This is a genomic window from Micromonospora sp. NPDC047707 (assembly GCF_040704235.1).
Taxonomy (GTDB): domain Bacteria; phylum Actinomycetota; class Actinomycetes; order Mycobacteriales; family Micromonosporaceae; genus Micromonospora.
In genome coordinates this window covers 36,157-48,521 of record NZ_JBEYSU010000006.1, presented here as the reverse complement: position 1 = coordinate 48,521, position 12,365 = coordinate 36,157, and the positions used below count along the sequence as shown (strand labels likewise).

Below are 12,365 nucleotides of genomic sequence, written 5' to 3'. Positions count from 1 at the left end.
CTCCGCAAGCTGCCGGTCACGGTAACGTCGGGCATCCGCGTGGACCAGGGGAGAGGGCATTGAATCCCGTCACCGTCATCACGGGCGGCAGCCGCGGCATCGGCGCCGCCACCGCCCGCCGCCTCGCCCACGCCGGCCACCACGTCGCCTTCTCCTACCGCCGCGACCGCACCGCCGCGGAGAAGGTGCTCGCCGACCTGCACGCCACCGGGGTACGCGCCGTCGCCGTCCCCGCCGACACCCGCGACCCCGACCAGATCACCGCCCTGTTCGACGCCGCCGCCGACCTCGGCCCGGTCACCGGCCTGGTGAACAACGCCGGCGTCACCAGCCCCATCGGCCCCTTCGTCGACCTCGACCCGGGCGACCTGCGCCACGTCGTCGACGTCAACCTCGTCGGCTACGTCCTCGCCGCCCAGCAGGCCGCCCGGCGGATGAGCACCGGCGGCGCGATCGTCAACGTCTCCTCCGTCGCCGCGACCCTCGGCAGCCCCGGCGAGTACGTGCACTACGCCGCCGTGAAGGCCGCCACCGACACCCTCACCGTGGGCCTGGCCAAGGAACTCGCCCCCCGCGGCATCCGCGTCAACGCCGTCGCCCCCGGCATCATCCGCACCGAGATCCACGCCCTGTCCGGTCAACCCGACCGTCCCGACCGCGCCGCCGCCCGCATCCCGCTCGGCCGCCCCGGGGAACCCGACGAGGTCGCCGCCGCCATCGCCTGGCTGCTCGGCCCGGACGCCAGCTACACCACCGGCACCGTCCTGCGGGTCGGCGGCGGCCTCTGACGGGCGGCACCGGCGTCCCCCTCTTCGTTCTCGCCCGGGTTGGCGGTCGCGCCGACGTCGGGTGACCCACGTCGCTCCCATGGCATTGCAGTCGCATCGTGAACCGGATACGGTCGGATGCAGTGCAGTCGTATTGCAAAATTCTGGGGGAGGCGTCCCATGCAGGTCGTTCCGCTGTCCGACATCACCGCCGACATGGCGGACCTCGTCGGCGGCAAAGCAGCCGGCCTGGGGGAGCTGATCCACCACGGCGAACGCGTCCCACCCGGCTTCTGCATCACCACCGACGCCCTGACCGGCGACCTCCCGGCCGCGGAGATCACCGACGCGTACCGCCACCTCGGCGGCGGCCCCGTCGCCGTACGCTCCAGCGCCACCGCCGAGGACCTGCCCGACGCCAGCTTCGCCGGCCAGCAGGACACCCTCCTCGACGTCACCGGCGACGCCGGCCTTCTCGCCGCCGTCGACGCCTGCCGGGCCTCCCTGCACGGCCCCCGCGCCACCGCCTACCGCGACGCCCACCACATCGACCACGACACCGTCCGGATGGCCGTCGTCGTGCAACGCATGGTCGCCGCCACGGTCTCCGGTGTCCTCTTCACCGCCAACCCGCTGACCGGCAACCGCACCCAGATGATGGTCGACGCCGCCCCCGGCCTCGGCACCGCCGTCGTCGACGGCGCCACCACCGTCGACCACTACCTCCTCGACGGACCCGACCACCACGACACCGGCTGCCTCACCCCGGCGCAACTGGCCGAACTCCACGCCCTCGGCCAGCGCCTCCAGCACCACCTCGGCAGCCCCCAGGACGTCGAGTGGGCGTACGACCACGACGGCACCCTCTGGGTGCTCCAGTCCCGACCGATCACCACCCTGTTCCCACCGCCCCCACCCACCGACAAGCCCGAACCCCGCGTCTACCTCGAATTCGGCCACGTCCAAGGCATGCTCCAGCCCGTCACCCCGATGGGCATGTCGTCGCTCAAGGCGGTCATCGCCGCCATGCTCGCCGCCCTCGGCGTCCGCGTCGACATCGTCGACATCGGCGGGCGCCTCTACGGCGACCTCACCGACCAGGCCCGCGACCCCGCCACCCGCAAACGGCTGGTCAAACTCCTGGCCGTCGACTTCGGACCCCGGGCCCAGGCCGTCATGCAACACGTCCTCGCCGACCCCCGCTTCGCCCCGCAACCCCGGCGCACCCGCACCGCCGGCGGCCCCACCGCCCGCACCGCCGGCCGCGCCGCCAGCGGCGTCCTGCGGGCCCTCACCCGCCCCGACACCGCCCGCGAACGCATGCTCGACGCCATCGACCGGATGCGCCGCACCTGCGCCGCGCCCACCGACCTGACCACCCCGGCCGACCGGCTCCGCTTCGTCCGCGACCAGGACACCACCGACAGCCCCGACGAGATCATCTGGCCCATCATGGCCGGCATGCTCGCCGCCGCCCTGACCCCGTACCTGCTCAAGGGCATCGCCGCACCCGGCGAGATCCACACCGTCCTGGGCGGCATGCCGCACAACGTCACCATCGAGATGGACCTCGCGCTGTGGCACGTCGCCCAGCACGCCACCGACCACCGCCGGCTCCTGCTCGACACCCCACCGGCGGAACTCACCGCCCGCCACCGGCAGGGCACCCTGCCCGACATCGGCCTGGACCGGTTCCTCGACACCTACGGCCACCGCGGCGTCGCCGAAGTCGACCTCGGCGTGCCCCGCTGGGAGGAGGACCCGACACCCGTCTTCGCCATGCTCGCCAACTACCTGCGCCTCACCGACCCCGACCAGGCCCCCGACCGGCGGTTCGCCCGCGCCGCCGCCACCGCCGAGGCCACCCTCACCGACCTCGCCACCCGCGCCCGCCGCCGCCGGCCCGTCCGCGGCCGCCTCGCCGTGTTCCTGCTGCGCCGCGCCCGCGCCCTCGCCGGCCTGCGGGAGGCCGGCAAGTTCGCCGGCCTCTACCGCCTCCGGGAGATGCGCCGGCAACTGCTGCACATCGGCGCCGACCTGACCGACGCGAAACTGCTGGACCGGCCCGACGACATCATGTTCCTCACCCTCGACGAGGTGCACGACGCCGTCCACCACGGCACCGACCACCGGGACACCGTCACCGCCCGCGCCGCCACCCACCGCCGCGAACTGCGCCGCCGCACCATTCCGGTGGCGCTGCTCTCCGACGGCACCGACCTGGAGACCGTCCTGCCGGCCGCCCCCGCCGCCGAAGGCACGCTGCGCGGCGTCGGCGCCGCACCCGGCCGGATCACCGGCCCCGCCCGCATCGTCCACGACCCGGCCACCGCCCGCATCGAACCCGGCGACGTCATCGTCGCCGCGACCACCGACCCCGGCTGGACGCCGCTGTTCCTCACCGCCGCCGGCCTGGTCACCGAGACCGGCGCCGTCATGGCCCACGGACCCACCGTCGCCCGCGAGTACGGCATCCCCGCCGTCATCTGCGTCCCCGACGCCACCCGCGCGATCACCGACGGGCAACTCGTCACCGTCGACGGCGCCGCCGGCACCGTCACCGCGCTCCGTCCCGGTGCGACCGCACCGTGAAAGCATCGACACCATGCCGAAGAAGGTGGACCCCCGGCAACGCCGGACACTCATCGCCGACGCGCTGATGCGGGTCGCCGCCGAGCAGGGACTGGAAGCCGTCAGCCTGCGCCACGTCGCCGCGGCGGCCGGCGTCTCGGCCGGAATGGTGCAGCACTACTTCCGCACCAAGGACGAGATGATGACCTTCGCCCTGTCCGTCGTCCGCGACCGCAGCCAGGCCCGGGTGACCGACGCGGTCACCGCCCTCGGCGACCGACCCGCACCACGGCACCTGCTCCGGGCGATGATCGCCGCGCTGCTGCCGCTCGACGAGCAGTCCCGCGACGACGGCCGCGTCGCACTGGCGTTCCTCGCCTACACCGCCGTACGGCCGGAGACCGCCGCGACCCTGCGCCAGGACAACGCGCAGATGGTCGCCTTCGTCGCCGCCCTCCTCCCGAGCCCGCGCGCCGACGACGCCGCGGCCGGCCTGCTCGCGCTCATGGAGGGCCTCGGCGTCCAACTCCTCAGTGGCAACTACACCCCACACCAGGCGCTGCGCGCACTGGACCACCACCTCGACCTGATCTTCGAACCGGCGGCAGGGGAGAGGCACCCGATCAGCCCGAGGTGAGAAATCCCGTCCCCACCGCGCCGCTCACCGTCCTGCGGGCACAGCGTCATCCGGTCCTGGCGCCGACCCGGGCCACCCGCTCACCGCCGGCCGACCCGGCGTCGACCAGAACGCCGGGATTCAACACCCAGGACGGGTCCAACGCGGCCTTCGCCGCCCGCAGCGCCAGCGCCACCGGATCCGGGCGCTGCCGGTCGTACCAGGGACGATGGTCGCGGCCGACCGCGTGGTGATGGGTGATCGTGCCGCCCGCGGCGAGCAGCGCCTCGGACACGGCATGCTTGATCTGGTCCCACTGCGCGAGCATGCCGTCCCACCGGCCCGCCGCGTAGACACCGAAGTAGGGGGCCGGCCCGTCCGGGTAGACGTGCGTGAACCGGCAGGTGACCACACCGGTCGCGCCGACCTCGGCCAGCGCCGCGCCGGCCGCGTCCAGCACCGCCGCGCGCAGCGCCGGGTAGCGGTCCCAGGTGCAGGCGGTCTCGAACGTCTCCACGATCATCGACCGCGCGGCGAGCGCGTCCCGCTGGTACGGCATCCGCAGAAACGACGACCGCCACGTGTCCACGGCGCCGCCACCCCGCCCACCGGACACGTCGCCGTGCCGGGGCGGCTCCGGCAACGTCCCGCCGTGGTCGCGGCACAGCTCGACAGCCCGGTCCAGCGCCGCTGCGACCGGATGGTCGGCCGACTCGAAGCCCAGCACCAGCACCCCTCCGCCGGTGGCGGCGCCCGCGTTGAGCAGGGCCTCCGCCGGGTCGAGCAGCCGGCAGTTGCTCGGGTGCAGCCCGGACTGGGCGACCGCCCGGGTGGCCCCGACCGCCGCATCGTGGTCGTCGAAGTGCACCGCCGCGTCCGCCCGCCAGCGCGGCCGGTCCTGCAGGCGCAGCCACGCCTCGGTGACGACCCCCAGCGCACCCTCCGAGCCGAGGAAGAGCCGGTCAGGTGACGGCCCCGCGCCGGAGGCGGGCAGCCGCCGGGACTGGCTGACACCCGACGGGGTGACCACCCGCAGCGACTCCACCAGGTCGTCGATGTGCGTGAGGACGGTCGCGTAGTGCCCGCCCGCCCGGGTGGCCAGCCAGCCGCCCACCGTGGAGAACTCGAACGACTGCGGGAAATGCCGCAACGTCACGTCGTGCGGGCGTAGCCGCTCCTCCAGCGCCGGGCCGAACACCCCGGCCTGGATGCGCGCCGCCCGGCTGGTCCGGTCGACCTCCAACACCCGGTCGAGCCGGCCGAGGTCGAGACTGACCGCGCCGGAATAGCCGTCGTGCACCCGCGGCTCCACACCGCCCACCACCGACGAGCCGCCCCCGTAGGGGATCACCGCGACCCCGTCCCGCGCGCACCAGTCCAGCACGTCGACGACGTCCTGTTCCGACGCCGGGCGGACGACCAGGTCCGGTGGGTGCCGCACGTCGCCGTGCAGGTTCCGGACGACGTCCCGGAACGCCTTGCCGTGCGCGTGGGCGGCCCGGTCGGTCGGCTCGGTCGAGCACAGACGCGCCAACGACGCCGGCGGGACGACCCGGGACGGCCGCAGACCCAGCTCCGCCACCGGCGGCGGATCGTGCCGGGTCAGATCGGCCTCGGGCAGCACCGCGCGCACCCGGCCAGTCAACGCGTCGGCCTCCGCGCCGCTCACCGCGTCCTCGACGTGGCCCCAACCCCACCACGAACGGTGCTTGCCGACCATCCGGCCTCCCCGCCGTCAACCAGCCCGACTCGCCGTAACCTACTCGACCGACGGCGCAGCCGGTGGCCGCGTCTCCGGCGGCAGGAGCGGTGTCAGACCACCTCGAGGTTGGCCATCATGCCCATGTCCTCGTGTTCGGCGTTGTGGCAGTGGAAGAGGTAACGGCCGCGGTAACCGTCGAAACGGGTGATGATCTCCGCCGATTCGCCCGGCCGCAGCGCAACGGTGTCCTTGAGGCCCGCGTCGTGGGGCAGCGGCAGCCGGCCGCTGCGCGAGAGGATCCGGAAGCCGACCAGGTGCAGGTGCACGGGGTGGTGGACGTCGGCGACCAGCCGCCACACCTCCACCTCCCCGAGACCGACGGTGACGTCGGAACGAGCCGGGTCGAACGGCAGCCCGTCGATCACCCATCCATGATCGCCGTGCAGGCGACCGGCGCGGAAGGAGAAGTCGCGCACCCTGACGGCGTCCGACCGCCGCCAGGCCGGCAGATCGCCCGACAGGACGCGGGGGATGCGGCTGCCGTCGGCGGCCTTGCGCGCCACCCGGAAGGCCATCACCTCGCGGGTACGCCCGGAGCCCAGCCGGTTGACCACTCTGACGCGACCGCCGACCGGGACACCGGAGAAGTCGATGACCACGTCGTAACGCTCGGCCGGCGCGATCGGCAGCACACGATGGGTGACCGGCGCCGCCAGCAGCCCCTGGTCGGCGCCGACCTGGACGAGATCGAGCCGACGCCCGTCGTCGCTCACCGCTTCGAGCTCGTAGTGCCGGGCGTTGGAGGCGTTCAGGATCCGCAACCGGTAGCGAACCGCGTCCACCTCGTGCACCGGCCACGGGGCGCCGTTGACCAGGATCACGTCACCGAGGACCCCGCCGATATAGGGCTCGCGAACGCCCAGCCGCCCGCGCAGCGTCGGGTCGAGGGCGGGGTAGTCGAGACCGCCGTCAGCGGCGAACGAACGGTCCATGATCACGAGGGGGAGTTCGCGCCGCCCCGCGGGCAGACCGAGCGCGTCCTCGGCGTCGTCCCGGACGATCTGCAGCCCGGCCAGCCCCCGCCAGATCGCGGGAGCGGTGAAGTCCATCCGATGGTCGTGGTACCACAGCAGCGCCGGCCGCTGCTCCAACGGGAAGGTGTAGTCGCGCGTCAGCCGGGTCACCACGGCCCGCGGATCGTGGTGCATGCCGTGCCCGCTGCCGTGCCCACCGTGCCCGCTGCCGTGCCCACCGTGCCCGCGGTGGTGCCCGCCGTGGCCGGGATCCGGCCAGCCCTCGGGAAGGACAAGGTCCGTCGGATACCCGTCGGACGCCGCCGGGGTGCGTCCGCCGTGCAGGTGCACGACGGTCGGCACGGGCAACTCGTTGCGGTGGGTCACGGTGACCGGCCGGCCGCTGCGCGACTCGATCGTCGGCCCCGGGAAGGTCCCCTCGTACGTCCACACCGGCGTCCTGACACCCGGCAGGATCTCCACCGTCGCCTCCCGCTGGGTGATCTCGTAACGGTCGGCACCGCCCGCCGTGCTGACCGGCTTCAACACGGCGGGAATCGGCAGCGGCACCTGGAACGGCGGCGGTAGCGGTATGGCGCTGCGCAGCAGCGCACCCGTGACCGCCGGCCGGCGGGCCATCGCGGCCGACGCCGACAGCCCGGTGACCGCCATCGACCCGAGCGTCCCCCCGATGCCCAGCATCCGTCGCCTGGTCATGCCGGAGCCCACGTCGTGCTCACCCATCGCGGGCCTCCCGCCGCAGGAGGGGCCGACGCCAGACCGCGATGAACTGCACGACGAGCGCGGCGACGGTCATCACGCCCAGCGGGATGTGCAGCCACAGCGCGCCGTCCAAACCGGCGAGATACTGCACCGTCTCGGCCGCCACCACCGCCGTCGTGGCCAGGAACGGCCAGACCTGACGCAGCCGCACCCACACCACGACCGCCGCGATCACCTGCAGGTAGCCGATGGAGGTGACCACGTCGGCGCCGACCACGTGCCAGCGCAGGCTGTCGAAGTCACCGGTCAGATACACCCCGGCGAACACCGGCTGGCCGACGATCGCCACCACGTGCGCGCTGACGACGGCCCGCAGCACCCACCCGGCGCGGCCCGTCCGACCGACGGCCTCCGGCCGAGCCGGCGCGACCGGGCGGAACCTGTTGGCCGCGGTGGCCATGGGGCGTCCTCCTCACGTTGTCCTCGATGCGGAACACCACCACGTTATGACCTGCAGGGTTATCCTGCCCAAGACGAATATTGCTATGACGTTATGTCGTTGGAGGCATGACGGACACGACGGCGGGCACCGCCGCCACCCGGGACGCGCACGAACGAGGAGAGCCGTCATCGACCTGCACACGCTCAGGCAGTTCCTCGTGGTGGCCCGGCTGGAACACCTCAGCCGCGCGGCCGACGAACTCCACGTCGCCCAGCCGTCACTGAGCCGCACCATCGCCCGGCTGGAGAGCGAGCTCGGCACGCCCCTGTTCGACCGTGCCGGCCGGCTCCGGCTGAACGACGCCGGCAAACTCTTCCGCGACTACGTCGAACGGTCCCTCGGCGAGCTCGACGCGGGGCGGCGGGCCGTCGCCGAGGCCGCCAGCGAGGGCCTCGGCACCGTGCGACTGGCGTCGGAGACCTTCCTCGCCCTCGCCCGGCCGCTCGCGGCGTTCCGGCGGGCCCACCCCTCCATCGAGGTCGAACTGCACCAGATGGCCGCCGGTGACATGGCCCGCCACCTGCGCGCCCAGGACGTCGACCTCTGCGTCGCCACCCAGCCGATCCCCGCCGAGGGCCTGCAAGCGGTCCAACTGCTCGACGAAGCGGTGTGGCTGGCCACGCCGCTCGACCACCCGCTGGCGGCGCGCACCTCGGTCGGCGTCGACGACCTCGCCGACCAGCCCTTCATCACCACCCGCCAGGGGCACTGGCAACGCCGGCTCCTCGACCACCTCTTCGCCGCACGGGGCCGCACACCGAAGATCGTCTGTGAAGGCGACGAGCCCGCCGCCATCCAGGCCCTGATCGTCGCCGGGCTCGGCGTCGGTCTCGCTCCCGCCATCGCCCGCCGGGCCCCCAGTTCTTCCACCGTCGCCTGGGTGGCCGTCGACAGCCCCGACTCCCGCCGCACCCTCACCCTGCTCTGGGGGACCGGCAACCATCTCTCGACCGCCGCCCGCCTGATGCGCAGCACGATCACCGGCTGGGACTGGATCGCCGGAGAACCGTGAGCCGACCCGGACGGGTGTTCCCGGCCGGTCGGGCGCGCCGGTCGGCCAGTCGCCGACCTGCCGGTCGAGGACGGGTTCCGCCTGAACGACCTCGACCCACCAATCAATTCGATAATGTACATTATGTCAAGTAAACCGGATCGGCCCTCCCTCAGCCGGCCACCGGATCCACCAGCACTCGGTCCACGATCCGCGCCCCGGCCCGCTGCGGGGCCAGCGCCCGTGGGAGCGCCATGTAACCGTCGGCGCTGGGTAGCCGCACGGCGAACTCGTCGCCAAGGCGGAACGTGCGGTTGTCCCAGCCCTGCCGGGCGACGGGTGTGACCGTCAGGTCGCTCCACTGCGGAAACTGCGCCCGGACGAGGTCGCGTACGAGTTCCCCGTCGATGTCGACCATGGCTGGTGTGTCGTCCGGCTCGACTCGGACGTCCAACCGTTTGCGCTGCGCCTCGGCGGGGCGCTGCCGGAACCGTCTGCTCCCCTGCCCGCTCCCTCCCGAACGCGAAAACCATGCATAATACTGCTTATGCATGACAAAGCGGGCGAATCGGTAATGCGGCTGATCGAGGAGTTCCTGACCGACCGCACCACCCGCAAGCCCTCCCCGCACACGCTCGAGGCGTACCGCCGGGACCTGCGGACGGTGGCGGCCCTCGCGGTCGAGGAGGGCACCCCTCCCCTCCCCCTCGACGTCCTGCCCATCGCCGCCCTCTCCCCCCGGGTCCTGCGGGCGGCGTTCGCGCGGTTCGCCGCTCCCCGCTCCGCCGCGTCGGTGCACCGGGCGTGGTCCACCTGGAACAGCTTCTTCTCGTTCCTGGTCGCCGACGGGATCGTCGCCGGCAATCCGATGCCGGCGGTGGGGCGGCCCCGCGCACCGCTCCCCCGGCCCAAGCCGCTGCGCGGCGCGGACACCCCGGAGCAGTTGCTGGCGGCGGTGGCCCGCGCCGACGGGCGGCAACGCGACCCGTGGCCCGAACGGGATCTGGCGGTGCTGGCCCTCGCCCTGTGCGCGGGACTGCGGCTGTCCGAGCTGCTGGCGCTGCGGGTGGCGTCGCTGGCCGGGCGGGCCGGTGAGCGGCGGCTCGACGTGGCCGGCAAGGGTGGGCGGCCGCGGGTGGTGCCGGTGGAGCCGGAGTTGGACGTGGTGCTGGCGGACCATCTGGACAGTCGCCGGCGCCGGTTCGGCGCCCGCAGCGTACGCCCCGACTCGCCGTTGCTGGTGGACCGGCGGGGTGAGGCGTTGCGCCGGGGTGGGTTGCAGTACCTGGTGGACTCCTGTTACCGGCGGGCGGGGATCGGTGACCGGGTGCCGCGGGGGGCGCGGCTGCACGCGTTGCGGCACACGTTCGCGACGCGGTTGGCGGAGGACGGGGCGAGCGCGGCGGAGATCATGCGGTTGCTGGGGCACGCGTCGTTGGCGTCGTCGCAGGCGTACATCGAGGTGACGGCGGGTCAGCAGCGGGCGGCGGTGCGGGCGAACCGCACGTACCGGGCGTTGGCGGGGTTGCTGCCGGCTCAGGACGGGGGCGGCTGAGCGGATCGCCGGGAGGCCGGTGGTGGCGGATGCGGTGGCCGGGCGGGGTGTGGCAGGCTGGGCCCGGACGCGACTGGCGGCACCGGGGATGGAGTTGACCATCGGGGAGCTCGTCGCGGAAGGTCGACCGCCTGGGCCTTCCGCGGGGCGAGGTGACCCATGTCCCGATCGACGACGACGGCCCGGCTGTTGCCGGGTGGGCCGGTGGCGGATCAGGTGCTGGCCGAGGTGGCCGGGGATGTGCGGGCGTTGCGGGCGGTGGGGGTGACGCCGTCGTTGGCGACGGTGCTGGTCGGTGACGACGACGCGAGCGCCGGCTACATCCGGATCAAGCAGCGGCAGGCGGCGGAGTTGGGGTTCGCGTCGCCGCATGTGCATCTGCCGGCGTCGGCGTCGCAGGCGGACCTGCACGCGGTGTTGGCGGACTTCAGCGCCGACCGGGCCGTGCACGGGGTGCTGGTGCAGCATCCGATCCCGGCGCGGTTGGACTACGACCGGGCGGTGGAGGTGCTGGACCCGGACAAGGACGTGGACGGGATGCACCCGGTGAACATGGGGCGGCTGGCGTTGGGGTTGCCGGGGCCGTTGCCGTGCACGCCGGCGGGTATCGAGGCGTTGCTGGCGTACCACGGGGTGCCGGTGGCGGGCCGGGAGGTGGTGGTCCTGGGCCGGGGTGCGACGTTGGGCCGGCCGCTGGCGATGCTGCTGGCGCAGAAGCGGCCGACGGCGAACGCGGCGGTGACGGTGGTGCACACCGGGGTGGCGGACTGGCCGCGGTACACGCGGCGGGCGGACATCCTGGTGGCGGCGGCGGGGGTTCCGGGGATCGTGCGGCCGGAGCACGTGCGTCCGGGTGCGGTGGTTGTCGGTGGCGGGGTGCGGTACGAGGGGCGGCGGTTGCTGCCGGATGTGGACGAGTCGTGCGCGGAGGTGGCGGGGGCGATCACGCCCCGGGTCGGTGGGGTGGGGCCGACGACGGTGGCGATGCTGTTCCGCAACGCGGTGCGCGCCGCCCGCCGGGCCGCACGACCGGCCACCGGGGGTTAGCCGAGGTCGACCACGAGTGGCCGGTGGTCGGAGATGGTCGACAGGGGTGTGCGGACGGCGGTGACCGGCGGGAGCAGGTCGAGGCCCTGCCGGTCGGCGAGGACGTGGTCGAGTTGGACGCGGGGCTGGCCGGCCGGGTAGGTGGGGCGGCGGCCGAGGGGGCGCCAGCCGCTGATCAGGCGGGCGGCTCCGGCGGGCAGGTTGAGGTCGCCGAGGAGGATCCGCGGCGCGGGCAGGGTGCGCAGCGCGCGGACGGTCTGCCGGAGCTGCCTGGCGTTCCAGCCGGGGACGAACGACAGGTGGGTGGCGGCGACGGTGAGCGGGCCGCGGGGGGTGTCGAGGACGGCGGCGAGCACGACGCGGGGTTCGTCGTGCAGCAGGACGAGCCCGCCGCCGGGGCCCGGCACGTACACCGGTGAGCGGACCGGCGCGGGTTTCAGGCGGGTGACCCGCCATTTGGTGACGGGGTGGCGGCTGACCAGGCCGACGCCGTAGCAGGGTTCGCCGTGGCCGTCGTCGTCGTGGGTGAGCGGTCGGAACTGTTCGCCGGGGGTGCCGACGACGGCGGCGGCGAAGCGGTGTTCGGGGGCGCCGAGGGCGCGGGCGGCGATGGCGGTCAGGTCGAGCTTGCCGCTGCGGCTCTGGTCGCGGTCGACCTCCTGCAGGGCGAGGACGTCGGCGTCGAGGGCGTTGACGGCGGTGGTGAGCCGGTCGGGGTCGACCAGCCCGTCGGTGAGGGACCGGCCGTGCAGGAGGTTGAAGGTGGCCAGGCGCACCTGGTCACTGTATGCCGCCGTGGCATGGTTGCCGGGTGCTGAAGGTGCTGGTGTGTTCGGTGCTGGTGTTCGTGGCGGTGGGCTCGGTCGGGGTGTGGTTGC

General features: G+C 73.8%; 11 protein-coding genes and 1 riboswitch. Of the genes, 6 read left to right on the top strand and 5 right to left on the bottom strand.

Going from position 1 to position 12,365, the window contains the following annotated elements:
- Positions 1 to 59 precede the first annotated feature (59 nt).
- The 3 genes from AB0873_RS08710 (at position 60) to AB0873_RS08700 (ending at position 3,975) form a co-directional block, all read left to right on the top strand.
- Positions 60 to 788 carry an SDR family oxidoreductase gene (locus tag AB0873_RS08710; protein ID WP_366599051.1) on the top strand — a complete coding sequence of 243 codons (729 nt, stop codon included), beginning with the start codon at positions 60 to 62 and terminating at the stop codon, positions 786 to 788.
- 159 nt (positions 789 to 947) lie between these two features.
- Positions 948 to 3,359: a PEP/pyruvate-binding domain-containing protein gene (locus tag AB0873_RS08705; protein ID WP_366599050.1), complete on the top strand. Its 2,412-nt coding sequence runs from the start codon at positions 948 to 950 to the stop codon at positions 3,357 to 3,359.
- Between the two features lie 13 nt (positions 3,360 to 3,372).
- A complete protein-coding gene (locus tag AB0873_RS08700; protein ID WP_366599049.1) occupies positions 3,373 to 3,975 on the top strand; it encodes a TetR family transcriptional regulator C-terminal domain-containing protein in 603 nt (200 codons plus the stop codon).
- 46 nt (positions 3,976 to 4,021) lie between these two features.
- Here AB0873_RS08700 and AB0873_RS08695 read toward each other — a convergent pair whose 3' ends face one another.
- The 3 genes from AB0873_RS08695 to AB0873_RS08685 all read right to left on the bottom strand — a co-directional run bounded on the left by AB0873_RS08695 (position 4,022) and on the right by AB0873_RS08685 (position 7,852).
- Positions 4,022 to 5,674, bottom strand: a complete 1,653-nt coding sequence (locus tag AB0873_RS08695; RefSeq protein WP_366599048.1) for an FAD-binding oxidoreductase — start codon at positions 5,672 to 5,674, stop codon at positions 4,022 to 4,024.
- A gap of 92 nt (positions 5,675 to 5,766) precedes the next feature.
- Positions 5,767 to 7,413, bottom strand: a complete 1,647-nt coding sequence (locus AB0873_RS08690; RefSeq protein WP_366599047.1) for a multicopper oxidase family protein — start codon at positions 7,411 to 7,413, stop codon at positions 5,767 to 5,769.
- Positions 7,406 to 7,852 (bottom strand): hypothetical protein, encoded by a 447-nt coding sequence (locus AB0873_RS08685; RefSeq protein ID WP_366599046.1) that lies wholly within the window; start codon positions 7,850 to 7,852, stop codon positions 7,406 to 7,408. The genes AB0873_RS08690 and AB0873_RS08685 overlap by 8 nt, the downstream gene beginning before the upstream one ends.
- Between AB0873_RS08685 and AB0873_RS08680 the strand changes: the two genes are divergently transcribed.
- Complete coding sequence (locus AB0873_RS08680) at positions 7,851 to 8,906, top strand: LysR family transcriptional regulator (protein ID WP_366599045.1); 1,056 nt, start codon at positions 7,851 to 7,853, stop codon at positions 8,904 to 8,906. The genes AB0873_RS08685 and AB0873_RS08680 overlap by 2 nt on opposite strands.
- A 151-nt stretch (positions 8,907 to 9,057) precedes the next feature.
- On the opposite strand, the gene AB0873_RS08675 is transcribed toward AB0873_RS08680, so the two are convergent.
- On the bottom strand, positions 9,058 to 9,303 hold the full coding sequence (locus tag AB0873_RS08675) for a hypothetical protein (protein ID WP_366599044.1): 246 nt from the start codon (positions 9,301 to 9,303) through the stop codon (positions 9,058 to 9,060).
- A 129-nt stretch (positions 9,304 to 9,432) separates the two neighbouring features.
- Between AB0873_RS08675 and AB0873_RS08670 the strand changes: the two genes are divergently transcribed.
- Both AB0873_RS08670 and AB0873_RS08665 read left to right on the top strand, forming a co-directional pair.
- On the top strand, positions 9,433 to 10,440 hold the full coding sequence (locus AB0873_RS08670) for a tyrosine-type recombinase/integrase (protein ID WP_366599043.1): 1,008 nt from the start codon (positions 9,433 to 9,435) through the stop codon (positions 10,438 to 10,440).
- Positions 10,441 to 10,501: 61 nt separating this feature from the next.
- Positions 10,502 to 10,584, top strand: a riboswitch (ZMP/ZTP riboswitch).
- A 15-nt stretch (positions 10,585 to 10,599) separates the two neighbouring features.
- Positions 10,600 to 11,487 (top strand): tetrahydrofolate dehydrogenase/cyclohydrolase catalytic domain-containing protein, encoded by an 888-nt coding sequence (locus tag AB0873_RS08665; RefSeq protein WP_155332193.1) that lies wholly within the window; start codon positions 10,600 to 10,602, stop codon positions 11,485 to 11,487.
- On the opposite strand, the gene AB0873_RS08660 is transcribed toward AB0873_RS08665, so the two are convergent.
- On the bottom strand, positions 11,484 to 12,263 hold the full coding sequence (locus AB0873_RS08660) for an endonuclease/exonuclease/phosphatase family protein (protein ID WP_366599042.1): 780 nt from the start codon (positions 12,261 to 12,263) through the stop codon (positions 11,484 to 11,486). The two genes, AB0873_RS08665 and AB0873_RS08660, sit on opposite strands and share 4 nt — an antisense overlap.
- Positions 12,264 to 12,365: the final 102 nt, after the last annotated feature.